This is a genomic window from Rickettsia lanei, assembly GCF_056242675.1.
In genome coordinates this window covers 87,383-109,780 of sequence record NZ_CP172233.1, presented here as the reverse complement: position 1 = coordinate 109,780, position 22,398 = coordinate 87,383, and the positions used below count along the sequence as shown (strand labels likewise).

The window sequence follows — 22,398 nt, the reverse complement described above, 5'->3', positions numbered from 1 at the left end:
GAAGATTCATAATATGCCTATTAAGCATAATTTTTCTTCAAATAAACAAGGCACTAAAGGTAATAATAAATGGTTACCCCAGATTGGGTAAGTATGGAAGTTCTTAATGAAAAGTGGAGTTTACTAATTAAAGATTGTGCTAAATATTATGCATGAAAACAAGCAAGGCTTTGGTCTTTTGAAGCAAAAAAAAATTATCAATCGTAGTAATTTACGAGAATCGTTTTTTCAGGCTTTATCAAATTCCTCATGTGCACATTATGGTTATGTAGTTGCTGCTGATTTAATTGCAAGTAGATAAAATGATACTAGGCATGGTATAGGATTTATTTTAGTAGATATAGAAAATCCTGAAGATAGTAACATATCAATTCCTGCTAGAGAAAGACCAGAAATAGATTGGAATATGGCTAATAGGTTAGCAGAAGAGCATAAAGATTTTGAAAATTATATAAATAATATTGATACAGTCTATAAAAAACAGAAAGTAAATGATAGTACTTGGTTTAATATTAATGATCACGTAAATAAAATTCCTAAGCAAAATAAGAAGAAAAAATAAACATATTTATATATAGGCCATTATTATCATGCATTTATAAACATTTAAGCAGTGAGTCCTCAAATGAATGTACTGAGAATTTTTAGTGTTAAACTAAATTTATATTCATTATTTTTAAATTTGTGAATTAATTATGATTAACTGTGATTTAAGTACTAATTATACATATTATATGTTAGAGGGGCTTAGAGCACAAATTGCTCCAATGCATTTAGGTATAAAAATTCTAAAAGAAGCATATTAACATGAGATAACGGTTTTGCAAGAATTATGCATGCTTATTTAACCCTTTGTGAACGCATGACTAGACAATATGAAAAACCCGAATTTAATAATCCTTGAAACAATTATTGATGATAAAACCTATAACATTAATGAAAAAGTGATACTAAACAAGTCTTTTTGTGAACTAAGGCATTTTCAGGAAATAGGTTTTAAAAAAGAATTACCTCAATTATTAATAGTAGCACCCATGACCATGGCGGGACATCACGCTACTTTACTTAGAACAACAGTACAAGAATTATTACTGTATACCGGTATTTATATTACAGATTGGACGGAAGCCAGTTATGTGCCGCTTGAAGCAGGGCATTTTGATATGGATGATTATATTGATTACGTAATGGAGTTTATCAATTTTATAGGACCGAATGTTCATACTATGGCAGTTTGCCAACCTACTGTTCCATTGCTTGCCGCCATTAGCTTAATGTCGGAGAGTAATAGTCCAAATGTGCCAAGTTCGATGATTTTGATGGGCGGCCCTATAGATGCTAGAAAAAATCCCACGGCAGTTAATGAATTCGCTCAAAGTAAAAGTTTAGAATGGTTCTGCCAAATGGTTACAATGCAGGTGCCGCCAAACTATCCCGGACATGGTAGAAAAGTATATCCCGGTTTCCTCCAACTTGCAGTCTTTATGGGTTTAAACTTATTTCGTCATATAGATTCACATTTAGAATTATGGCAAAGTTTATTAAATTCTGACTATAAAAAAGCCGATCATACTATTAAATTTTATGATGAGTATTTAGCAGGTATGGATATGCCGGCAGAGTGTTACTTACAAACTATAGATGAAGTATTCTAACAATTTTCGTTAGCAACAGGTAAATTAGTTTCTGAGAAGCGTCCGATCGATTTAAAACATATTACTAAATGTGCTTTATTCGGTATTGAAGGGGAATTGGATGATATTGCAGCGGTAGGGCAAAACAAAAGGTGCTTTAAAACTTTGTTCAAATATACCTGAATCAATGCAAAGATACCATTGACAAAAAGGGGCAGGGCATTACGGGGTATTTAGCGGAAGTAAATTTAAACAGTTTATAGTGCCTATGATCAAAGATTTTATCTATGATTTTGATAAAACTAATTTCAAGCAATCTAAACTTAAAGCAGCATAAAAATAGTCATTACGAGCGGGCATTGCCTACGTGGATTGTTTTTTCCGTCATTGCAAGGAAATTACGTAAGTAATTGACGTAGCAATTCAGTAAAAAATGCTGATTTACAGCATTTTTTTGTTATTTTTTCTGGATTGCCACGCTTCTTTCAGTCGCTCGCAATGATGGGGTGGTATCCACGCAACAATACCTTGCTGGAGTTATAGCGCAGCCATACAACAAGATCATAATTAAAGGAGAAGGGTGGTAATCTAATATTCAACTCTTATTAGTCTTTTGAATTTCTTGTTGTTGCTGTTGTCTGTATTCTTCCGCTTTTTCTTCGATGTAATTAAAAAAGAAATAAGTAAAAGTTAAAAAACCGGTCAAAATAATACCAAATGTTATTAGTATTGCTTTAAGTTGCTTTCGTGAATCTTCTGCTTTTAACCTTGTCTCTTCTTCATCTATGTCTGCATCATTTTTGACTTCAGATATTATTGTTTGTTCTTCTGTAGTATTTGCCATGTTGTAACTCAACTAAAATGAACCGCTTTATTACTCAGTTGTTCCTATAACTTACAGATTTTTGAAGTTTATAAGATTAGCTATATTTGAATGATGAGGTTTAAACTCATAAAAATAGGATATATAAGCAATAACGCTATGTCAATAGCCTTGAATATTAGCGGTGTTCAACCAAGGTTATACATATTATGATAATTTGAGTCTCCTAACATTGAAGTATTTAAAGTATCGGAGTAAGCAGCTGATAATATAGCATTATCAAAAGTGATATTAAGCTGTCCTATATAGTCTTGAATAAAATTGTTAACAGTAGATTCAAAGTTTGTATATTTTTAGGATATGAATAAACAAACTGTGTACATTCTGTATTTCCTAATTTACTTCCAATCCATGTTAATAACATAGAGTTATATTCATCTTGGGGGTGTTACGATTAATTATTTCGTAAGTTTTAGCAAGAATATAACAAGCTTCGTTATTTCCCTTCATAGTTTCTAATTTTATTTCTTCAGAAGATAAAATATTATTTAGAAAAGCTTTTTCATATATTTCATAATTCGGTGATGAATCAGATTTTCCGTTAAAAAGAGCAGTAAATAGGATTTTAGCTTTCTCTAGATCATTCATTTTTGATTTATCGGCAACCAAAAGACCGTTTTCATAGTATCGATAATTATGAAATTGTCAAGACCTTAATTTATTATTAGAACTAATGAAAGAGTTTGTAGTATTGCTTGTTACTACATTTCCCTCGCAATAATTATCGTTTATATTCCGGTGTTTTACCTGTAATAAGGAATGCCAAGTACCAAGATCGTTCCAAGCAAAATCGGCTTTTATCATGACCATTCCCGAAATATATTCCATTATGGTATTGTCTATAGAAATTGCTGCGATTTCATTATAAGCCTCATTGTCTAGGGCCAAACTATTCTCATTTTTTACGGCAGTATTAAATGCTTTTTCTGCAATACAGAATAAATCAGGTTGAAGGTTCATTGCTAAGTTTAAGAAGAAGTTAACATCGTATACACAAATTCCTGAATTCCAAAAATATTCATTACTTTGAAAATGTTTGCTTGCTCTAATACAGGTTGTTCAATTAAATGATCAACTAGATACACATTGTCTGCAATTGATAATCCTGTGTTTATATAGCCATACTTGGTACTTATAACATTTATAGGAATATAGTGCAAATGCCGCATTCATTAACATAATGTAAAGCTTTATTTATAGTATTAAGATAATTTATATAATCTGCTATATGATGGTTTGAAGGTAGTAACACTACAATATCAAATCCTAGTGCTGTAGCCGATAATGTCGTAATCATGGCACAAACGGCAGTATTTTTTTGTAAAGGCTCGGTAATTAATGCTATTTCTACATCTATTTCTGCTGCTTGTTCTTTGGTGATTGATTCATATTTTTTGAAAGTAATAATAGTAGGTTGTCCTAAAAATTTATTTCGGTTTCATGTTTGCTGAAGTAAAGTTAGATCACTCAATATTTTTTTCCGTTACCTCCTGCCATAATCACCGGTTTTATTAGACTCCTTGCATAACCTCCTGCTAAAGGTAATTTGTATACCTTTGATATTTCAAGATTTGGTACGTTAAATTGCAGGATTTGTCTGTGCTCAGGTATTTTTATACGCTGTACAGGCTCACCACTTATTTGACTCCCAACTTCTGAAGTATCTGCGATATACGTCGATCCAATACTTGCATCCTCACTTACCTTTTTGTACGCTGCGGTGCTGCGTTTCATGTCTCCTTCAAATTCCTCTTTATAAGATAGGTTATGTAAGGAGTCTACTTCCATATACAACTATTAATTGAATTAAATAATACAGCGCTTTATAAATAGTTTTAAAAAATATGTCAAGTGCATTAACTAGTATTGGCAAGTTTTACAATAAAAAGTACTTCTGCCTGAATGCTTTATCTTGATAATAGTGCTAGAGCAGCTTAAACAACTTTGTCCCTCTCTACCGTAAACCTTAAGTTGCTTAGTAAAATAACCAGGTTTGTTATCGCCGTTTACAAAATCTTTAAGAGTAGTACCGCCGGCAGTTATAGCTTTAGTTAACACATCTCTAATCGCTTTAATTAAATTTTCTATTTCATCATCCCTTAAATCGTTACCTGATTTATCCGGATGAATTCTAGCTAAATGCAGACTTTCGGAAGCATAGATATTACCGACTCCGACTATAACTCTATTATCCATAATCAAGTTTTTTATTGGTATTTTTTTAGTTTGTAGCTTATCTTTTAGATATTCTAACGTCAATAAATCAGAAAAAGGCTCTATGCCTAAATCATTAAAAAATTCTTTTTCTAAGAGATCAGTCTTAAAACTATAAATCATACCGAATCGTCTAGTATCGTTGAAAATTAACTTTTCGCCGTTACTTAAATCAAAAATCACATGATCGTGTTTTTGAGTTTTATAATTAGCAGATTGCAGAGTAAATCTGCCGCTCATGCCTAGATGAACTATTAAAGAATAATCATTATTAAAATCTATAATTAAGTATTTTGCACGACGCCTAACATCCAGTATATTAGTATTTAAGATTTCTGTAGCTAAAAGCGGGGATAGCTTATAACGTAAATTATCTCTTTTTAACTCTACATTTTCTATAATAAGCCCGATTAGCTTATCTTTTAGAGAGTTTTTAAGAGTTTCTACTTCAGGAAGTTCCGGCATTTGATACTAATATTTATAATAAAAAACTATGAACCAAACAAATTTTGGCTTTAAAAAAGTAGACTACACTAAAAAACAAGGTTTAGTAAATAACGTTTTTTCTAATGTCGCTGATAAGTATGATTTAATGAATGACTTAATGAGTTTGGGATTACATCGCTTATGGAAAGATGAATTTATTAGGCAAATTCCAAATCTTAACTCTCATATATTAGATGTTGCTAGCGGTAGCGGTGATATTGCTTTAAAACTTGCTAAAAAAGCAAGGGATAGAGTTAATAATATCTCTTTAACTTTAAGTGATATTAATGAAGAAATGTTAAAGCAAGCTAAGAAAAAAGCAATAGATCTGAATTTATTTCAAAAGCTTAAATTTACTGTAGCAAGTGCTGAAGAACTACCGTTTCCGGATGATAGTTTTGATTATTATACTATAGCATTCGGTATTAGAAACGTACCTGATATAAATAAGGCTTTAAAGGAAGCATGTAGGGTTTTAAAGCCAATGGGTAAGTTTATATGTCTTGAGTTTTCAAAAGTAAAGGAAGGGTACATAAAAGATTTCTATAAATTCTACTCATTTAATATTATACCGAGTATTGGTCAAATGATAGCGGGTAATAAAGAGGCATATGAATATTTGGTTGAAAGTATAGATTTATTCCCCTCACAAGACGAGTTTAGAATAATGATTAAAGACGCCGGTTTTGAGGAGGTCGGTTATAAAAATCTAAGTGGCGGAATAGTTGCTATCCACAGTGCGTATACTCGATGAACTTCAAAAATTGGCTACGTCGTTCTACAAGATCTGCGGTACTTACGTATTAAGTATACGCGCCGCTCCTCGACTTGTGAACTCTTTACTCTTTTTGAAGTTGATCTTCGTATACTATTCTTTATTTTACTTCGGAGTATATAATAGATGATAAGTAATTTTTTTAATTTAATACGTATTTTTCGTATCATCAGTAAAAAGCAAATCTTAATTGATTCAAGAAGCCCTAAATATTGCAGGTTTATCGGTTATATATTAGCCTTATTTTTTGCTCCGGTCTCGTTAATAAAAAAATCACGGGAAGATTACGGCAAACGCTTAATAGATTGTTTAAGTGATCTTGGACCTATTTATATAAAATTTGGACAAACTCTTTCGACAAGAGCCGATTTAGTAGGAGCAGAGATAGCAGGTTATTTAAGGTTACTGCAAGATAAGCTACCTCCGTTTGATGGTGGGGTGGCGAGAAGGTTGATAACGTCATTGCGAGGAGATATGTATGTCGACGAAGCAATTTCAGCAAGCAAACAAAAGATTGCCACGCAGTCTATGACTGTGAGCCATAACGCCCTCCCTTTCTTACACCTCGACGATATCCCCATCGCTGCCGCATCCATTTCGCAGGTACATAAAGCACAACTTATAACCGGTGAATATGTTGCGGTAAAAATTTTGCGTCCGGGTATTCATAAAAAATATAACAGAGATATTAAGCTGCTATATTTTCTTGCAAAAATTATCTCAAAATTTTCTAAAGCAAAAAGGCTCAAACCGATTAAAGTAGTCGATAAATTTCATGAAACTATGAAATTTGAGCTTGATTTACGTTTAGAGGCAGCAGCAGCTTCTGAGCTTACGGATAATATGCGAAATGATATTAACGTGATAATTCCTAAAATATATTGGGATTTAACATCAGAAAATATACTAACCACCGAGTGGTTAGACGGCACTTCTATATATGATACTTTGCTACTAAAGGAAATGGGGTTAGAGCCTTCAAAAATATCTCAGGATTTTGCCGTAATGTTTTTCAATCAAGCCTATAGAGACGGATTTTTTCATGCTGATTTACATGCAGGGAATATTTTAGTGAATAAGCAAGGTAAAATAATTTTACTTGATTTCGGTATTATGGGCAGACTTAAAGAAAAAGATCGTTTAGCCGTTGCCGAAAGTCTATTTGGCTTTTTAAGGCGTGATTATAAATTAGTTGCTAAAGTACATTTAAGAGCCGGCTATATCCCATCAAATACCGATTTAGCTTTATTCGCTCAAAGTTGTAGAGCAGTTACCGAGCCTATAGTAGGGACGCCCATAAAAAATATTTCCATAGGTAAGCTGCTTGCACATTTATTTAAAATCACGGAAGATTTCGGCATGGAAGTACAACCGGAGTTGTTGCTATTGCAAAAGACTTTAATAATGGTGGAAGGGATAGGCAGACAGTTAGACGGTAATGTTAATATGTGGCAGCTCGCCGAACCTTGGATTAAAAAATGGGCCGTGAAAAATCTAAGCCCTGAAGCGAAGTTGTTACGATTGGTAAAGCATGACCTAGATAGTCTAGGGGATATTATTTGACATATAAAAAATTAGCCTTATATATTAAGAAATTTTTTATTATGAAACTAAAAGATTTATTTATTAAATATCCTATTACTACTCCTTTTTTGATTGATTGTAAAAATGATAAATTAGTATTTCCTTCAGATAAAGAACAAAAATATATAAAAGAGACCTAAAAGAAAAAATAGGAGAGGAAGAGTTTGAAAAATTAACGGCTTTAGATAAAATTGTTTAATACCCCGAAAACTTAGAAAATATAGCTTTAGTAAGTATAGAAAGACATCTCGATAAATCATTTATAGTAGCGAAATTGCTTAATGATGTACAACGTGAATATTATAAATCCATATAGATCCCGATAATAATATTAAATCGATTTTGCATTTCTCAGAAATATATTTTATCGGTGATGTAGGGTGAATGCCGGCTGAAGTTTTAAAACGCGAGTATAATGTTGGTACTATACAGCAAAAATCTTTACCGAAAATCATGGAATTATGGCCTGACCCTTACTATTACAACTGGATTCAGAAAAATAAAGAGTATAACAACCCGGATATAGATCCTCAGGTAATGGAGAATATTGTTTTATTGTGTGGAGAGGTTAGTATGGATTTACCGGTAAATGAAAAATTATAGTAAAAAACCATTGCAAGATAACCATGACTTTTAAAATGAACAAAAATTAAATTTTATAAATCTTTAAATTATATAAAGGTATTTAAATGTCTAAAAGCCAAGAGCAAGAGCAGGAATCCATTGATAATATAAGGCAACAGTTTGATAAAGAATATAAAAATCTTTCGTGGGTTCAAGTTGGATATTTAGCTCTTGGAGCTGACACAGGTAACAAAAAATATGATGAGTTAAATAAACGATATCTAGATCTTAATAAGGATAATTTAGATATAATACAAAGTGTTATCCAAGCAGTCGGGAATGTTTCTAGTGCATTGCAGTTTACCTGGGAGGCTTCTCAAGTTTTACCTGATCTTGCATTGGAGCTTAATAACGTCAGAAAAGCGAGCAGTGCTACCACTAGTGCAGGTTCTATTGACGCTGGTTGCAAGATGATAGCAGATGCAGCATATAAAAAAATATGCTTCTGTTTTACATTCCGAAACTATATCTAATAGTTCAAAAGAAACTCTTTTACAGTCTAAAGTTATCTCATATCTTCTCACGCCTATTTTAAATAAGAGGCTTAGCAAAATAACAAAAAACTTTCAAATTTCCGAAATAGAAAAAATAAATGTATTAGACAAAATAAGTCCTAAATTTATCAGAGAATTATCTACACTAGGAGTAGATTAATATCTAAAGCACTAGAAAGCGATTTAAAACCAAAAGTACAAGAAATATATAAGAATATTAAACAAAAAAACGCGTCATCTCAAGGTGCTATATTAAAAATATACATGACATTTAAAGCACAAAAAATCGCTAAACCTGAATTAATTGCAAATACAGTAGCACTACTTGTAAATTCTAGCGAAAAATTCATTGCAAGTACTCCTTCAGCTATAAAAGCTTATAGTCAGCTTAAAGCAAATCAGCGTTGGACTAAAATTAACCTAAATATGGAAGGGTGAGATACTGAAACTAAAAAAGAGTTATTAAAAGGCAAAAAACCTCAAATAGTAGAGTTAGTTGAAAATGCCAAAAAAATTATTGATAATTTATCTCCTGTTTTAGAAAAAAATTACCGCGATATTTAGATAGTAATAAACAGGATATATTAGATGTTTTAAAATATCCTAAAGTAACGGAAAGAATAGAATCACAAGGGAAAGATCCGGAGTTTATACATAAGGCATTAGATGCATCTACGTCTTTTTTAAAAGATGCTCTGCCGTCAATTACTAAACTTGCAAGTCTCGCTCTTCCCGATAGCGATAAAGTTGCTGATATAATACAAAAATTTCAGTTAATTAAGCCACTTCCAAAGGAAGAGAAATCAAAAGAAGAAAAGGTAAAAGAGGTAAAGGAATTGATTAGTCCTGTGATACAAATTAAAAACCATAATCCGGAAATAAGAAAAATAATTGAAAAAGACCTTCCTGAACTATTAACAAAACATGCAAGTAGTTTAGGACCGGTTGTAGATGAGTTTTGAAATAAAACCCCTAAGGGTCAAAAATTAAAATTAGACGGTGAAAAATTAGTAAAGATAGCCGGTAAGTACATGCACCTGAATTAATGCAAATTGCCGATAAATTTAGCAAACATGAATACGGTAAAATTATTATTGCTGGCGTTAAAATTATTATCAGATCCACAAGTGCTAGGAGTAGTAGCAGAAACTATAGTTAATTTAGGAAAAAGTAAATTTAGTAAAGCTAAAGAAGCGGTAGGACCGCATACAAGTAAGGTATTAGAAGAAAGACAAAGAGAGATAGGAAAATCCGGTAGAGGAGCCTAACTCCTATGCACTTTTAATAGAATAATCATAATTATGGCTCTTTTTAGTTGGAAATGATCTGAAATATGCATAACTATTCCTTCAAAAATCTTATTAATTTTCGCTTAAAAAGATCTAATAATTATAATCATTAATCAAAAGTGCACAGGACCTAGAAACATCTTGCTATTATTTGATTAAAATTATATTGTAAATTCAAAGTGTCATTATGAAATTACAAGGATGATAGACAGAAATTATTAGTTAACACATATCACAGATGCCCTTGAGATATTCCCTATTTGTGTCATGCTTGGTCCAAGGCAATGTGGTAAAACTACTTTAGCTCACGCTTATATTAAACAGCTTAAAGAAGATGAAAAGAGCTACTTTTTTGACCTTGAGGATCAATCTCACTTAGATCAATTTAAGAATCTTAAAACAACTCTTGAGCCTTTAAACGGTTTAATAGTAATTGATGAAATTCAAAGACAACCTGAAATTTTTCCTTATTTAAGAGTTCTTGCTGACTATTCAAACAAAAAATTTTTAATATTAGGTAGTGCTTCTGGAGCATTATTGCGACAATCTTCAGAATCATTAGCCGGCCGTATTGAATTGAATATACGGAGCTTACTCCGTTCAATTTAATAGAGATAAATGATTTTAGCGAGTTATGGTTAAGAGGTGGTTTTCCTAAATCATATTTAGCAAAAAATTATGTCCAAAGTCTTAGATGGCGTAATAGCTACATCACTAGTTTTATCGAGCGTGATTTGCCTAGTTTAGGAATATCTCTTAATGCACATGTAATGAGGCAGTTATGGATGATGCTTACTCATAATCATGGGCAATTATTAAATTATAGCAAGCTTGGAAGGTCGCTCGGTTTAACGGATATGACTATAAAACGTTATACTAAAATATTAGAGCAAACTTTTATGATTCGGCTATTAAAACCTTGGTATGAAAATATCTCAAAACGTCAAGTGAAAGCACCAAAAGTCTATATACGAGATAGCGGAATACTACATGCATTATTAGGGATTCACGAACATGATTGGTATGTTCATCCAAAACGCGGTCTTTTATTTTAAGGGTTTGTAATAGAGGAGTTAATACGTAAATTTAAAACGGATGCAGAGTATTTTTTTTGGCGAACGCAAACAGGAATTAGATTTATTAATTATTAAGAATGGTAAGCAATACGGCTTTGAAGTAAAAAATGCTGATGCTCCTAGTATTACTAAATCAATGCATACCATTCTTGCCGATTTGCAGTTAGAACATTTATATATTGTTACTGCCGGGAATAATACATATAAAAAAACAGAAAAATAAGTGTAGTTGGAATAGCGAACTTATCTAATTTACAGTTTGGTTAAAGTATATAAGTTACCATATTTCATTACCTTTAGTCTTATCATTACTTAATAAATTCATGATGACAATTAGAATCAGTAATATTATCTAGTAATATATCTAATTCAGATTTTTCGGTGCTAATAACTAAACTGTTATTAATTAATTTTAAACTACACATACGGGTTTTTAGTTTTTACGTAAGTGAATCTAATAGGAACGCCCGGCATGTCAAAAGCCTCACGCATATTATTTACTAAATACCTAGTATAGCTATCGGTAATTTTTTCCGGATTATTGGAGAATAGCTTGAAAGTAGGGGGGCGGGTTTTTGTTTGAGTCATATATTTTACACGCACTCTTCTGCCTCCTTTTTGTAAAGGCAGCAGATGTGCTTCCGTAGTAAAATTAAGCCATTCATTTAATTTGCTAGTAGTTATTTTCTTATTCCAAATTTTATAAATTTTAAGACAAGCATCTAGCACTTGTTCAATATTTTGTTTATTTATTGCTGAAATGAATAGAACGGGGATACCTTTAACTTGAGGCAGATGAGTATTTATTTGATAATAAAATTCTTCCTGAAATGCTTCTTTTTCGGATTCTTTAACTAAATCCCATTTATTCACTACTATAACTATACTTCTTCCTTCATTTACCACATGGCTTGCAATATTTAAATCTTGCTGTTTTAAAGGAGCTAAAGCATCAATCATTAAGATTACGGTATTAGCCAATTTAATACTGTTAATAGTATCCGATGCCGATAATTTTTCTAAAGACTCTGTAATAGTAGATTTCTTGCGGAGTCCTGCCGTATCAATCAATTTAATATGATTATTTTTATATTGCCAATCAATTTCAATTGATTCACGAGTAATGCCGGCTTCAGGACCGGTTAATAATCTTTCATCATTAATAAGAGCGTTTATAAAAGTAGATTTTCCTGCGTTAGGTCTGCCACTAACTACTATCTGCAAACAATCTCCTTTAATTGGATCGGCTATATTTGTCTCGATTGATTCTTCTTCAGGTAACTTGGCAATAATTTCGTCATATAAATCAATTAAGCCTGTGCCATGTTCGGCAGAGATAGCTATCATACTATCAAACCCTAATTTATAGTACTCTTTATCAAAATCAAAAGCTTTCTCGCATTTATTAACTACCAATATAGTAGGCTTATTATATTTTCTAACAAAACTACTAAGTAGCTTATCATCAGGTAATATTCCGCTTCTAGCGTCAACCATAAAGCAAATTAAATCTGCCTCTAAAATTGCTTTAGTAGTTTGCTCAATTAACCGCTCTCCCATACTATTAGGATTCTCGTCAAGTCCTGGGGTATCAATTAACAAAAATTCAAAAGAGCCGATTTTGCCGTCTGTATATTTGCGATCTCTAGTGACGCCTGGCAAATCGTGAACGATAGCTTTTTTACGTATGCTTAATCTATTGAAAAGGGTTGATTTGCCTACATTCGGACGGCCAACTAAAGTAATGATTTGCTTAGTCATTATTTAATATATTATTATGGTTAAGAGAACTAATAATGCCCCGATAAAACCTACTATATTTGCTATTATAATAGGTGTATTTTTTATTAATATGCCGTATATAAGCCAACTACAAAGAGCAATAGCACTTATAGTAAAGGCGGGCATAGACACAGAAGCCGAAGATTGGCAGGTGAAAATCTTATGAGCCTGTACATAGAACATAAAATTGCCGATTGTACCGACAATCGTCATATATTTTTCATAAAATGTCATGAATTTTGGAGACATATATTTATTTTTAAAAAGTGGTCTATGTCATTCCTGCGTAGGCGGGAATCCATTAAAATCATATAAAAACTTGTTTTTATATGGTTATTTTATCAAATTATGTAACTCCTATATCAATATTAAAGCTATTTTTTTGGACTCCCGCCTACGCGGGAATGACATACGGCACCCTAAGATAGCAACATTCCACATTGACTATCCCTTAAAACTAGCAATTACCGGTATATGATCTGAAGGTTTTTCTTGAGTCCTTAAATTATAATCCATATAGCAATTTTCTAAATAGTCAATAGTATTATTACAACCAAGAATCATATCAATCCTCATACCTTTATTTTGTTCAAAACATCTGGCTCTATAATCCCACCATGAAAATTCTTGTTTACTCGGATGCATTAATCTGTATAAATCCTCAAATCCGGAATTTAGAATAGTGCGTAATTTTTTTTGTTCAACCTCAGTAAAACAAGTAGTGTCAGCCAGTAGCTTAGGTGAATATACGTCTATATCGAACGGTGCAATATTGAAATCACCGCCTATGATAGTTTTTTCGTCAAAAGATTTTTTAGTTGATAGATAATTGATAAAATTATCATAAAATGCTAGTTTTGCTACAAATTTATCGCTACCGACAAATGAACCGTTAGGAGCATAGAGCGAGATTATATTACAAAACCCTATAGGTAATGATAATTTTATTTCTAAGAATCTTGCTTGATCACTACAGTAATTATTCGGAAAATCCTTAATTATTTCATCGACAGGAAATTTTGAAATTATAGCAACGCCGTTATATGATTTTTGTCCGTGAACATAAGAATTATAAGGTAGATCGGATAATGCATCAAAAGGAAATTTTGCGGTTTCGCATTTTATTTCTTGCAATAATAAAATATCCGGATTTTCTTTAGATAAAAAATTACGCAATAAATTAAGTCTTGTTTTTATGGAATTAACATTCCAAGTAGCTATTTTCATGTTTGTTTTGCTATATCTTCTAATTTTGTATTACGGAATCGCCACTCAAGAAAACCAAAATGATAAACTAAGAGACTAGTAATAAAGGCTCTGGCAATTACTATACTCATTGAATAATTTTATTGTATGATAACTTGGATTACTACTGTACATATCTAATAATATGCTCAAAGCTATAGCCCATAAATACAGTGATTGCAATACTCACTCCTCTTGGTGTCCTCTTAATTGAATTTTCTTTCATAATAAAATCTCGTAATATTGTATCGCAATTAGCTGTAATGAAAGCAAAAAACGGTCTCCAAAAACTTAGAGGCTCAATTTTGTGAATAATAACAATTGCAACTCTTCTCAGTAGTATAAGTAGCTCCTGCTGTCATGTCGGCATTGCCGCTTTGAATATCTAACTTGATACCAGCTATCTTGATTGTACTCAATATTGATACCTATTTTTGCAGCAATAGCGTTCATTAATTCTATATCCATACCGGAAACGGTAGTATTACCGTTTGAAGCAGCAATTAAGTATTGATAAGGCTCATTTACATACCATGCATTTATCAAAGTTTTTTTATCAGCTATCCCTTCGCATTCTAAAATTGCTTGTTGTTCGTTCGTGCCTATGCTTAAAGCATACAAATTTTTAGAAATGAGAAATATAAAACCAAAGCCTTTAAGCACGAACTACTTTAATTTCACCGTCAGAAAATTTAATATTAAAAATTTTTTCATTCGCAGCAGTAATTTTAGAAGATAAAAAATTACCCGTTTCTCCTTTAACTATAGCAAAACCTCGTTTTAATACGTTGTGATAATCAAGGCTTGCAAGTAACGTACTATTTAATTCTAATTTATACTCAAAGTTTTTCAAAGTATTATTTGCCGATTTTGATAGATAAGCTGTTTGATGTGTTAATTCTAATGTTTTGTAATTGATTATTTTAGCAGGGTTAACTCTTTCTTTAGAAAAAGATTTTATCTTTGTTTCTTGTAGTTCAATAAAGCACGGTAAAGCATCTAGTAAATTAAAACTGGTTTCGTCCAGTAATTGCTGCCTATTATTTATATAGTGAGAGAGATATCTGTGTATTTTATTGTAATTTACTATATTTTGTTCGTGATATTTAATTAACCGGCTAGTATTATTCAATAATATTTTTTCATAAGATTGTAGCGTATTATTTAAAATAGAGCGTACCGGTACAGCAAATTCTGCGGCAGCAGTCGGTGTTGGAGCTCTTTTATCGGCTGCTAAATCTATTAAAGTATAATCCACTTCATGACCTACTGCGGAAATAATAGGAATTTTTGAGTTATAGGCAGCACGTACTAATATCTCATCGTTAAATGACCAAAGATCTTCTATAGAACCGCCACCTCTAGCAACGATTATAACACGTGGTTTATTTACCTCTTCTAAATTGTTAAATCCTTCAATTGCTTCAGCAATTTCATTGCCAGAATTTTCGCCTTGTACGCTAACCGGCCATATTATTATCCGAGTCGGAAAACGTTCGCGAATACGATGAATAATATCTTTAATAACAGCACCGGTTATTGAAGTGATAACGCCTATTTTATCAGGTAAAAAGGGTATAGGAATACGTATTTTATTAAATAAGCCTTCTTTCTCGAGCCTTGCTTTACGCTCATTTAGAATTTGCAGCATAGCTCCAAGTCCTGTGGGTTGCAAATTATCTACCGATAATTGATAACGTGAATTACCTGCATAACTTGAGAGTTTACCGCTAATTACTACTTCCATGCCGTCATTTAAAGGAAATTTGATTTTAGCAAGAATAGGACGCCAGCAAGTACAGGCTAAAATGGCGGTATTTTCTTTTAAGTTAAAATAAGCATGACCTGAGGTTGCTATTTTTAAGCCTGAAATTTCGCCTTTTACCTTAATATGGCCAAAATTATTTTCTAATAGCTCTTTGATTTTATTAGAAATCTCACTAACTGAAAACTCTTTGGTTGCTTGATGTGCAATGAAACTGTCTAGCATTTTATTAGTATTTGGTGTTTTGCGCTGAGGGTAACACATTATTCGTCATTACGAGGAGAAACTATAAGTTTTGACGAAGCAATCTCAGGAGTTTATCCTACTTTATGAGATGGCCACGTCGATGCTATGCATCTCCTCGCAATGATGATTATCCTCTCCATAGAATAACCTTGTACTACAAAAGAGCAAGCAAAATTTTTTATTATTTGATATATTGCTAATAGCTTGCTATTATTTTTTACTATTAAAATATATTTATTACATATAAATGCTACTGCGAATAATATGTTTGCTTATTATCATAATATTTTCTTTGGTAAGTTTTGCCGCTCTTTCTAAGAATGGTCAAAATATTAAAATAAGCAATATTATAGCTGACTTCGTAGAGTATAATGAACATCAGGATTTGATATATGCTAAAGGTAATATAAGAATTATCACGGATGAGTATTTATTAACGGCAGATAATTTACTTTATGATATAGAAAATGATATTTTATGGGCAGAAGGTAATATCCGAATTAAGGATAAACAAAATCGGATAATAGAGGGAGACAAAGCGGTTTTAAAAGATGAATTTAAGAAAGGTATCATATCGGAATTCATTGTGCTTTCCGGTGATAATAATCTTTTAATTGCTAAACTTGCCGAAAGAATAGATGAAAATAATCTTAAGCTGCACCATGCCGAGTTTACCCCTTGTGATGTTACTTGTAATAGAAACCCTATTTGGCAAATTGCTGCTAAGGATACTTATATTCATTCCGCAGAGCATAGAGTAGTTTATAAAAACGTGTTTTTTGAAGTATACGGTGTACCGATTTGTTACTTACCGTATTTTTTCCATCCGACTCATACGGCCCCTGCAACTTCTGGATTATTGGTACCTGACGTCAAAAATAAAGGGTTTGGCATCCCCCTATATCTAAGTGCAAAACCTAATATCGATTTTACTCTCACTCCAAGAATTTTTAGTAAATATCAAACTTATGAGCTAGAAGCACGTTATCGCCTGAATGATACCGATAATATGAATTTTCAAGTTAGTTATGGTAAATTACCGTATTTTCTAGAAAAAGATGGAAGTGTAGTGAAAAATAAAAAAGTTTCTTCTTATCATTATATAGCAAGCGGTAATTTTATTAGTACCGATAAAGTTTATGATTACGGTTTCAGGGTGGAGCGTACATCGGATAAAGCTTATTTAAAAAATTATTATAATAACTACGCTTCATATTTAACTTCTAAAATATTATTAAATAAAATTCATGAGGTTGATTATTTTTCGGCGGAAGGATTAAGTTTTCAAGGCTTAGGTAGTAATGATCCTAAATATACCGATCCTCTAGTATTACCAAAAATCAATACAAAAAACGTGATAAATTTGAATGGTAATGACAACAGCCATATAGTTGTTGAAAATCATACGTTAATGTACAAAGAAAGAATAGGAAAACAAGTTGCTAGAACCTCTTTGCAACTATCCTTTATGCATAATGTGCTGACTGCTTCAGGACAAATTTTGGATTTTGCTGCTAAAGATAGAGGCGATTTTTATCTTGCTAGGCGGGCTTATGTAGATAAGCCGAGAGAAAGTAAATCATTTCAAAGGCATATACCGGAATTGCAAACTGTATGGCGTTATCCGTTAGTAGGCAATATAACAAAAACGATAAATTTACTTATTGAGCCGGTAGTTTCTTTTACTATGGGACGTAAACTCTCTAAGAAAGATAAAAATTGTGTTATAATTGATCCTGCTAAATATGAATTATCCGAAAAAAATATCTTTTTATCCAACCGTTATAGCGGTATTGATTGCCATGATTTCGGTAATAGATTAAGTTACGGCTTAAATACTAGTATTGCTAAAGAAGAAAATTATTTAAAATTATTTTTAGGACACTCCCGTAATACAAGATATAGTATAAATTTGCCAGCTGATGATAAGGAAAATGTAGGGCAGATACTAGGTAATCTTTCTAATCATTTAGAAGTGTTTTATAGCTTTCGGAAAGATAGATATTTCAGACCTATTAGGGATGAAGTGGGAGGAAATGTTAACTATGATAAGATTAACTGTCTAGGTAGTTTTATTCAGCTTACCAATCTTAACAAATATTATTCCGTAGAAAGTATAAAGGTTTCAAATAATAGAGTACGACAATTTTATGGAGACATAAATTATCAGCTAGCGGAAAATTGGACTATAGGCTTTGGTGCACGCATTGATCTCTCTAGACGATCTCCAAATTTACTTACGCGAACTATTAGGATGACATATGCTAAAGATTGTGTTAGAATTACTGCAAAGATTTATTCCGATTATCTAGCCGATGGAAGTAGAGGAATCAAAAAGACTACCTCTTCGCCGACTATTTCTATCGGTTTAAAAGTTTTAAACATGTGAGTATACTCGTTTTATTTGAAAAATTGGCTATGTCGTCTTATAAGTTCTGCGGTGCTCACGTACTAAATGTACGCTCCGCTCCTTGACTTATAGACTCCTTGCTCTTTGCCAAATAAAACTTCGTCTACTTACTGGTCACTTATTCAGAGTATCACATGAGAAAATTATTATTAATCATTACCGTTTTTTTTACTTTTAATGTAGCACAAGCATCATTACCGAATATAGTAGCATCCGTAAATGATGAACCTATTACTCTTAATGAGTTCCGTGCTAGAAAAAAAATGATTATGGCACTAAATAATGTTGCAAGTCTAACGCCTGCTCAAGATAAGCAGCTAAGTGACTTAGCACTTAAGAGCTTAATTGACGAATCTTTGCTTTTTCAATATGCAGGAGATAGAGAAATTCCGCAAGAAGAGATAGAGAACGCTATTAAGTCTATTGAAGATCGTAATAAAATGCCTCACGGTTCTCTTCTTCAGTATCTAAAAAGCAGATCGGTTAATCCTGATAGTTTTATTTCCCAAATTAAATCCGAGTTGATTAAAATGAATATTTTATCAAGTCTATCAAGATCGGTACAAGTAAGTAATAAAGAAATAGATGTTGCAATTTTATCTAGCGATCAAAAAGACGTAGAAATTTCAATGCAAGTATTTACATCTAAAGATGGTGGCAATAAAGCGTTTACGCAGATGAATAATTTGAAAAATCGACTAAAAAAATGTGCGGATGTTAAAAAATCGCTTTATGATAATTTTGCTACTATGCAAATTATTACCGATAAGCTTAGCAAGATAGAAGGCGTAAAACAAACTATTGTACAGGACTTAACTCCTGATAAAGCAAGTAATGTTTTTGAAGTAAATAACAAATTTGAAATAACATTAGTGTGCAGCAAAAAAATCTTAAATGTTAATGAAGATGAAAATCATTATGTAGTAAATTTCCTAACCAATAAAAAGATTTCGCAAAAAGCACAAAAAATGTTTGAAAATATGCGTAAGAAAGCAGCTATAAAAATAATGCTGCCGTCTTAGTATGTGTTATTCTATGTCATTCCCGCGTAGGCAGGAATCCAGAAAATAACCTTGATTATTAATACAGAATTATATTTGATAAAAACAAACATATAAAAACAAGTTTTTATATGTTTTACTGGATTCCCGTTTTCACGGGAATGACATACCCTATGCTCCCTTCAATTGCAAAACACGCAGCTTTACATCAAGTTAATCCTCTTAAAAAGCATGGACAAAATTTTATTTTTGACAGTAGTCTATGTGATAAAATCGTACGTGCAAGTAACCTGGCAGAAAATAGCCGAGTATTAGAAATAGGGCCCGGCACAGGAGGGTTAACTAGGTCAATATTGCAGAAAAATCCTGAATCCTTAACTGTTATAGAAACAGATGAGAGATGCCTCCCGCTCCTTAATGAGATTAAAGAATATTATCCTAATCTAAATATTATTAAACAAGATGCTCTTAAAATAAATTTAACCGATTTAAGCGGTGATATAGTCAATTCAGTTGGATTTGCATACAAGAAGCGAGAAGCGAAGCCTATAACTAATAGGAGAGCGAACGATATAGGCGAGTCTAAATTAATTGACTATAAAGTAACTATAATCTCTAATTTACCGTACCATATAGGTACTGAGTTAGTGATTAGATGGCTGAAAGAAGCACGGCTAATTACTAGTATGACGCTAATGTTGCAAAAGGAAGTAGTAGAACGTATGTGTGCTATACCCTCAACTAAAGCATATGGCAGGTTATCGGTAATATGTCAGTTAATAGCTAAAGTGGAAAAGTGCTTTGACGTAGCGCCAACTGCTTTCTATCCACCTCCTAAAGTATATTCTGCGATAGTTAAACTAATACCTTTAGAAAATCCGCTGTCTATTGCTCTGATAAATAAAGTTGAGCAAATAACAAAGCTTGCTTTTGCAGGACGACGGAAAATGATCAAATCATCACTGAAAAATCTTGTACCTAATATACATGAAGTATTAACTCAGTTGAAAATCAATGATAATTATCGCGCTGAAAATCTTGCCCCTCAAGATTATTTGAGAATTGCTGAAATATTATAGCTTGCATCATTCAGCTTTATCTAACTTTTTTGCTTCTGCTTCTTGCTGTAGTTTCTATTCTGCTGCTTTTTCATCTATATAGTTAAAAAAGAAAGAACAGAAAGTTAAAAAACTAGTCACAACTATGCATTTTGAGCTTTGAATTTCTTTTCTTCCTCTTCATCAATATAAGACTCAGAGGTTAAAATTTCTTCTTTATATTTTAACTCTCTAAAATTAGCTTATATATTAATGATAGAGTTTAATTATCATGTGAGAGAAGTAATTTATAAGGGGGGAATAAGTCAATAATTATATATTTAATAAACCTAGCTTACTCAAAAATAGGGCTTTTTCTATTTACTAGGTAAATACAATTTAGTTCTTGAGTCTTATAATAAAGCAATTGAACTTGATCCTACAAATTCTAAAGCACAATATAATAAACAACATTTATTAAAGCGTATGTATTATTAAGTAAAAAACGCTGCAAAGCTTTTACTTATTGCCTTTTCAATCTATTCTGTTTGCTAGATTTCTTTAGTCTAAAATAAGCAAAGCAGCGATGCTATTCGTCTATTGTAATTTGCTTGATTTCGACAATTGTCTTATATACAAATGTTCAGCCAAAGTCAACATATTAAATAGCATTGGTTTGGTGGTTAGTTTTTTGTGGCAATCTCTAAATCAGTTTCACTCATTAATATCTAGTTGCGATGTGAATTAATACATTAGGGTCACAGCTACGCATTAATTTCGGTTATCACTACAGGTTTCCTTGATATCAACAGTCTCAAGTGCCTATAAGATATTTAAAAGTTCCAGCGTGAGTGAAAAAAGACGTTTAGTAAATTTAATATTTGGGAACTTAATATTGAAACCTGAAAAGCTTGATTTTATGCTGTGTTCGCTGTTTGATACATTAGTGAATTTGTCTAAAAATGGCGAATGGTACCCGCGGCCGGACTTGAACCGGCAAGAGCTTACGCTCCACGGATTTTAAGTCCGTTATGTCTACCATTCCATCACGCGGGCAGCTGTGGATATTAAGGTTGCATTTGCTAAGTGGACAGATTAATAAAAAAAATACGAAAAAGCAAGTACTTTTATCGTTAATATATTAGTCTGATATGAAAAAGTTATTAAACACATTTAAAATCGTTAGTTTACTCATTAATTTATTAGATAATTAACTTAAATAGTGACAAAATAGTAATAATATGATAGATTAGTTTCAGGAAGTCATACTTTCTCTTGCATGTTATTGACATGTTTATTGACAAATGCCGCAAGGTAAGGTAGTTTTACATAATGAATTTTACCGGCTCTTATATTTAAGTAAGGCTTAAAGTAAAATTTAAGTTTTAGTTATTATAAGCGTGTGTTAAGTTCAAATAAGTAATTTCTATCTAATAAAGGTTTTTATGGCTACAAATATAGTAGGTAAAGTTAAGTGGTATAATTCTACAAAGAATTTTGGATTTATTGAACAGGACAATGGCGGCAAAGATGTGTTTGTACACAAATCAGCTGTAGACGCAGCAGGTTTACATAGCCTTGAAGAAGGACAAGATGTAGTTTTTGATCTTGAAGAAAAGCAAGGAAAAGCCTATGCTGTTAACCTCAGAATGAAATAAATTTATAATACCAAAAGCAGCTATCCACAATTGTTTATAATTTAGGGTAGCCTAGTCATCTTTATCAAAATAGTAAATATTTTGTTTTGTCTTATAATAACCTATATAATTTTAAGTATAATAAATTATTTTTACTAAAGGGCATGAAAATGCCCTAAATCTAATAATATTATTCTGGCTTGAATAAGATTCTAA

25 protein-coding genes, 1 tRNA gene and 4 pseudogenes are annotated in these 22,398 nt (G+C 32.0%); 18 read left to right on the top strand and 12 right to left on the bottom strand.

Annotated elements, in window-relative coordinates:
- The first annotated feature begins 148 nt into the window (after nucleotides 1-148).
- The 3 genes and pseudogenes from ACHBLB_RS00735 (at nucleotide 149) to phaZ (ending at nucleotide 1,971) form a co-directional block, all read left to right on the top strand.
- Entirely contained in the window at nucleotides 149-301 is a 153-nt protein-coding gene (locus ACHBLB_RS00735; protein WP_475841909.1) for a hypothetical protein, read from the top strand.
- Nucleotides 302-406: 105 nt separating this feature from the next.
- On the top strand, nucleotides 407-562 hold the full coding sequence (locus ACHBLB_RS00730) for a hypothetical protein (protein ID WP_475841907.1): 156 nt from the start codon (nucleotides 407-409) through the stop codon (nucleotides 560-562).
- 133 nt (nucleotides 563-695) lie between these two features.
- Nucleotides 696-1,971, top strand: a pseudogene (phaZ, locus tag ACHBLB_RS00725) (polyhydroxyalkanoate depolymerase).
- A 258-nt stretch (nucleotides 1,972-2,229) separates the two neighbouring features.
- On the opposite strand, the gene ACHBLB_RS00720 reads toward phaZ, so the two are convergent.
- From ACHBLB_RS00720 to mutM, 5 genes and pseudogenes are all read right to left on the bottom strand, one after another.
- Nucleotides 2,230-2,478: an RP671a family tick cell line-upregulated protein gene (locus ACHBLB_RS00720; RefSeq protein WP_475841905.1), complete on the bottom strand. Its 249-nt coding sequence runs from the start codon at nucleotides 2,476-2,478 to the stop codon at nucleotides 2,230-2,232.
- Nucleotides 2,479-2,871: 393 nt separating this feature from the next.
- Complete coding sequence (locus tag ACHBLB_RS00715) at nucleotides 2,872-3,105, bottom strand: hypothetical protein (RefSeq protein WP_014273711.1); 234 nt, start codon at nucleotides 3,103-3,105, stop codon at nucleotides 2,872-2,874.
- A gap of 57 nt (nucleotides 3,106-3,162) precedes the next feature.
- Nucleotides 3,163-3,477: a mannose-1-phosphate guanylyltransferase gene (locus ACHBLB_RS00710; protein ID WP_475841903.1), complete on the bottom strand. Its 315-nt coding sequence runs from the start codon at nucleotides 3,475-3,477 to the stop codon at nucleotides 3,163-3,165.
- A gap of 181 nt (nucleotides 3,478-3,658) precedes the next feature.
- Nucleotides 3,659-4,305: pseudogene (locus ACHBLB_RS00705) on the bottom strand (palindromic element RPE1 domain-containing protein).
- Nucleotides 4,306-4,377: 72 nt separating this feature from the next.
- Complete coding sequence (gene mutM / locus ACHBLB_RS00700) at nucleotides 4,378-5,196, bottom strand: bifunctional DNA-formamidopyrimidine glycosylase/DNA-(apurinic or apyrimidinic site) lyase (protein WP_475841901.1); 819 nt, start codon at nucleotides 5,194-5,196, stop codon at nucleotides 4,378-4,380.
- 28 nt (nucleotides 5,197-5,224) lie between these two features.
- On the opposite strand from mutM, the gene ubiE reads away from it, so the two are divergent.
- The 10 genes from ubiE (at nucleotide 5,225) to ACHBLB_RS00650 (ending at nucleotide 11,282) form a co-directional block, all read left to right on the top strand.
- Entirely contained in the window at nucleotides 5,225-5,971 is a 747-nt protein-coding gene (ubiE, locus tag ACHBLB_RS00695) for a bifunctional demethylmenaquinone methyltransferase/2-methoxy-6-polyprenyl-1,4-benzoquinol methylase UbiE (RefSeq protein ID WP_475841899.1), read from the top strand.
- 147 nt (nucleotides 5,972-6,118) lie between these two features.
- Entirely contained in the window at nucleotides 6,119-7,555 is a 1,437-nt protein-coding gene (ubiB, locus tag ACHBLB_RS00690; RefSeq protein WP_475841897.1) for a 2-polyprenylphenol 6-hydroxylase, read from the top strand.
- Nucleotides 7,552-7,716 carry a hypothetical protein gene (locus ACHBLB_RS00685; protein ID WP_475841895.1) on the top strand — a complete coding sequence of 55 codons (165 nt, stop codon included), beginning with the start codon at nucleotides 7,552-7,554 and terminating at the stop codon, nucleotides 7,714-7,716. Before ubiB ends, ACHBLB_RS00685 begins: the two co-directional genes overlap by 4 nt.
- Nucleotides 7,717-7,960: 244 nt before the next feature.
- Nucleotides 7,961-8,179 (top strand): hypothetical protein, encoded by a 219-nt coding sequence (locus ACHBLB_RS00680; protein WP_016926481.1) that lies wholly within the window; start codon nucleotides 7,961-7,963, stop codon nucleotides 8,177-8,179.
- A gap of 86 nt (nucleotides 8,180-8,265) precedes the next feature.
- Entirely contained in the window at nucleotides 8,266-8,673 is a 408-nt protein-coding gene (locus tag ACHBLB_RS00675) for a hypothetical protein (protein WP_475841893.1), read from the top strand.
- Nucleotides 8,674-8,958: 285 nt separating this feature from the next.
- The gene (locus ACHBLB_RS00670) at nucleotides 8,959-9,132 is read left to right on the top strand and encodes a hypothetical protein (RefSeq protein ID WP_475841891.1); all 174 of its coding nucleotides are present in this window, start codon (nucleotides 8,959-8,961) and stop codon (nucleotides 9,130-9,132) included.
- A 635-nt stretch (nucleotides 9,133-9,767) separates the two neighbouring features.
- Nucleotides 9,768-9,962, top strand: coding sequence for a hypothetical protein (locus ACHBLB_RS00665; RefSeq protein WP_475841888.1), 195 nt, complete (start codon nucleotides 9,768-9,770; stop codon nucleotides 9,960-9,962).
- 288 nt (nucleotides 9,963-10,250) lie between these two features.
- Nucleotides 10,251-10,592, top strand: coding sequence for an ATP-binding protein (locus tag ACHBLB_RS00660; RefSeq protein WP_475841886.1), 342 nt, complete (start codon nucleotides 10,251-10,253; stop codon nucleotides 10,590-10,592).
- A 125-nt stretch (nucleotides 10,593-10,717) separates the two neighbouring features.
- A complete protein-coding gene (locus ACHBLB_RS00655; RefSeq protein WP_475841883.1) occupies nucleotides 10,718-11,038 on the top strand; it encodes a DUF4143 domain-containing protein in 321 nt (106 codons plus the stop codon).
- A 40-nt stretch (nucleotides 11,039-11,078) separates the two neighbouring features.
- Nucleotides 11,079-11,282, top strand: coding sequence for a hypothetical protein (locus ACHBLB_RS00650; protein ID WP_475841881.1), 204 nt, complete (start codon nucleotides 11,079-11,081; stop codon nucleotides 11,280-11,282).
- 194 nt (nucleotides 11,283-11,476) lie between these two features.
- Here ACHBLB_RS00650 and der read toward each other — a convergent pair whose 3' ends face one another.
- From der to ACHBLB_RS00620, 6 genes and pseudogenes are all read right to left on the bottom strand, one after another.
- Complete coding sequence (der, locus tag ACHBLB_RS00645) at nucleotides 11,477-12,820, bottom strand: ribosome biogenesis GTPase Der (protein ID WP_475841879.1); 1,344 nt, start codon at nucleotides 12,818-12,820, stop codon at nucleotides 11,477-11,479.
- A gap of 3 nt (nucleotides 12,821-12,823) precedes the next feature.
- Nucleotides 12,824-13,090 (bottom strand): SemiSWEET family sugar transporter, encoded by a 267-nt coding sequence (locus tag ACHBLB_RS00640; protein WP_010977607.1) that lies wholly within the window; start codon nucleotides 13,088-13,090, stop codon nucleotides 12,824-12,826.
- Between the two features lie 195 nt (nucleotides 13,091-13,285).
- Nucleotides 13,286-14,068 carry an exodeoxyribonuclease III gene (gene xth / locus ACHBLB_RS00635; RefSeq protein ID WP_475841877.1) on the bottom strand — a complete coding sequence of 261 codons (783 nt, stop codon included), beginning with the start codon at nucleotides 14,066-14,068 and terminating at the stop codon, nucleotides 13,286-13,288.
- Nucleotides 14,069-14,419: 351 nt separating this feature from the next.
- Entirely contained in the window at nucleotides 14,420-14,749 is a 330-nt protein-coding gene (locus ACHBLB_RS00630; protein WP_475841875.1) for a hypothetical protein, read from the bottom strand.
- Entirely contained in the window at nucleotides 14,742-16,076 is a 1,335-nt protein-coding gene (gene xseA / locus ACHBLB_RS00625; RefSeq protein WP_475841873.1) for an exodeoxyribonuclease VII large subunit, read from the bottom strand. Before xseA ends, ACHBLB_RS00630 begins: the two co-directional genes overlap by 8 nt.
- Nucleotides 16,077-16,168: 92 nt before the next feature.
- Nucleotides 16,169-16,379: pseudogene (locus ACHBLB_RS00620) on the bottom strand (hypothetical protein).
- Here ACHBLB_RS00620 and ACHBLB_RS00615 point away from each other — a divergent pair.
- From ACHBLB_RS00615 to ACHBLB_RS00600, 4 genes and pseudogenes are all read left to right on the top strand, one after another.
- Entirely contained in the window at nucleotides 16,345-18,486 is a 2,142-nt protein-coding gene (locus tag ACHBLB_RS00615; protein WP_475841871.1) for an LPS-assembly protein LptD, read from the top strand. The pseudogene ACHBLB_RS00620 and the gene ACHBLB_RS00615 overlap by 35 nt on opposite strands.
- Before the next feature lie 155 nt (nucleotides 18,487-18,641).
- On the top strand, nucleotides 18,642-19,529 hold the full coding sequence (locus ACHBLB_RS00610) for a SurA N-terminal domain-containing protein (RefSeq protein ID WP_475841869.1): 888 nt from the start codon (nucleotides 18,642-18,644) through the stop codon (nucleotides 19,527-19,529).
- Between the two features lie 152 nt (nucleotides 19,530-19,681).
- Nucleotides 19,682-20,587, top strand: a complete 906-nt coding sequence (rsmA, locus tag ACHBLB_RS00605; RefSeq protein ID WP_475841866.1) for a 16S rRNA (adenine(1518)-N(6)/adenine(1519)-N(6))-dimethyltransferase RsmA — start codon at nucleotides 19,682-19,684, stop codon at nucleotides 20,585-20,587.
- Nucleotides 20,588-20,932: 345 nt separating this feature from the next.
- Nucleotides 20,933-21,043: pseudogene (locus ACHBLB_RS00600) on the top strand (tetratricopeptide repeat protein); the annotation flags it as partial.
- Nucleotides 21,044-21,515: 472 nt separating this feature from the next.
- Here the strand turns inward: ACHBLB_RS00600 and ACHBLB_RS00595 are convergent.
- Nucleotides 21,516-21,601: transfer RNA gene (locus ACHBLB_RS00595), tRNA-Leu, on the bottom strand.
- 389 nt (nucleotides 21,602-21,990) lie between these two features.
- Between ACHBLB_RS00595 and ACHBLB_RS00590 the strand changes: the two genes are divergently transcribed.
- Nucleotides 21,991-22,203: a cold-shock protein gene (locus tag ACHBLB_RS00590; RefSeq protein WP_475841864.1), complete on the top strand. Its 213-nt coding sequence runs from the start codon at nucleotides 21,991-21,993 to the stop codon at nucleotides 22,201-22,203.
- Nucleotides 22,204-22,398 lie beyond the last annotated feature (195 nt).

What these genes read in the sequence shown, in the direction of transcription:
- ACHBLB_RS00675 (WP_475841893.1), top strand. Translation starts at nt 8,266, where the DNA reads ATGTCTAAAAGCCAAGAGCAAGAGCAGGAATCCATTGATAATATAAGG.
- ACHBLB_RS00640 (WP_010977607.1), bottom strand. Translation starts at nt 13,090, where the DNA reads ATGTCTCCAAAATTCATGACATTTTATGAAAAATATATGACGATTGTC.
- xseA (WP_475841873.1), bottom strand. Translation starts at nt 16,076, where the DNA reads ATGCTAGACAGTTTCATTGCACATCAAGCAACCAAAGAGTTTTCAGTT.
- ACHBLB_RS00730 (WP_475841907.1), top strand. Translation starts at nt 407, where the DNA reads ATGGCTAATAGGTTAGCAGAAGAGCATAAAGATTTTGAAAATTATATA.
- ACHBLB_RS00650 (WP_475841881.1), top strand. Translation starts at nt 11,079, where the DNA reads ATGCAGAGTATTTTTTTTGGCGAACGCAAACAGGAATTAGATTTATTA.
- ACHBLB_RS00660 (WP_475841886.1), top strand. Translation starts at nt 10,251, where the DNA reads ATGCTTGGTCCAAGGCAATGTGGTAAAACTACTTTAGCTCACGCTTAT.
- ACHBLB_RS00670 (WP_475841891.1), top strand. Translation starts at nt 8,959, where the DNA reads ATGACATTTAAAGCACAAAAAATCGCTAAACCTGAATTAATTGCAAAT.
- ACHBLB_RS00710 (WP_475841903.1), bottom strand. Translation starts at nt 3,477, where the DNA reads ATGAACCTTCAACCTGATTTATTCTGTATTGCAGAAAAAGCATTTAAT.
- ACHBLB_RS00615 (WP_475841871.1), top strand. Translation starts at nt 16,345, where the DNA reads ATGCTACTGCGAATAATATGTTTGCTTATTATCATAATATTTTCTTTG.
- ACHBLB_RS00610 (WP_475841869.1), top strand. Translation starts at nt 18,642, where the DNA reads ATGAGAAAATTATTATTAATCATTACCGTTTTTTTTACTTTTAATGTA.
- ACHBLB_RS00665 (WP_475841888.1), top strand. Translation starts at nt 9,768, where the DNA reads ATGAATACGGTAAAATTATTATTGCTGGCGTTAAAATTATTATCAGAT.
- mutM (WP_475841901.1), bottom strand. Translation starts at nt 5,196, where the DNA reads ATGCCGGAACTTCCTGAAGTAGAAACTCTTAAAAACTCTCTAAAAGAT.
- ACHBLB_RS00720 (WP_475841905.1), bottom strand. Translation starts at nt 2,478, where the DNA reads ATGGCAAATACTACAGAAGAACAAACAATAATATCTGAAGTCAAAAAT.
- ACHBLB_RS00590 (WP_475841864.1), top strand. Translation starts at nt 21,991, where the DNA reads ATGGCTACAAATATAGTAGGTAAAGTTAAGTGGTATAATTCTACAAAG.
- xth (WP_475841877.1), bottom strand. Translation starts at nt 14,068, where the DNA reads ATGAAAATAGCTACTTGGAATGTTAATTCCATAAAAACAAGACTTAAT.
- rsmA (WP_475841866.1), top strand. Translation starts at nt 19,682, where the DNA reads ATGCTCCCTTCAATTGCAAAACACGCAGCTTTACATCAAGTTAATCCT.
- ACHBLB_RS00715 (WP_014273711.1), bottom strand. Translation starts at nt 3,105, where the DNA reads ATGAATGATCTAGAGAAAGCTAAAATCCTATTTACTGCTCTTTTTAAC.
- ubiE (WP_475841899.1), top strand. Translation starts at nt 5,225, where the DNA reads ATGAACCAAACAAATTTTGGCTTTAAAAAAGTAGACTACACTAAAAAA.
- ubiB (WP_475841897.1), top strand. Translation starts at nt 6,119, where the DNA reads ATGATAAGTAATTTTTTTAATTTAATACGTATTTTTCGTATCATCAGT.
- der (WP_475841879.1), bottom strand. Translation starts at nt 12,820, where the DNA reads ATGACTAAGCAAATCATTACTTTAGTTGGCCGTCCGAATGTAGGCAAA.
- ACHBLB_RS00735 (WP_475841909.1), top strand. Translation starts at nt 149, where the DNA reads ATGCATGAAAACAAGCAAGGCTTTGGTCTTTTGAAGCAAAAAAAAATT.
- ACHBLB_RS00680 (WP_016926481.1), top strand. Translation starts at nt 7,961, where the DNA reads ATGCCGGCTGAAGTTTTAAAACGCGAGTATAATGTTGGTACTATACAG.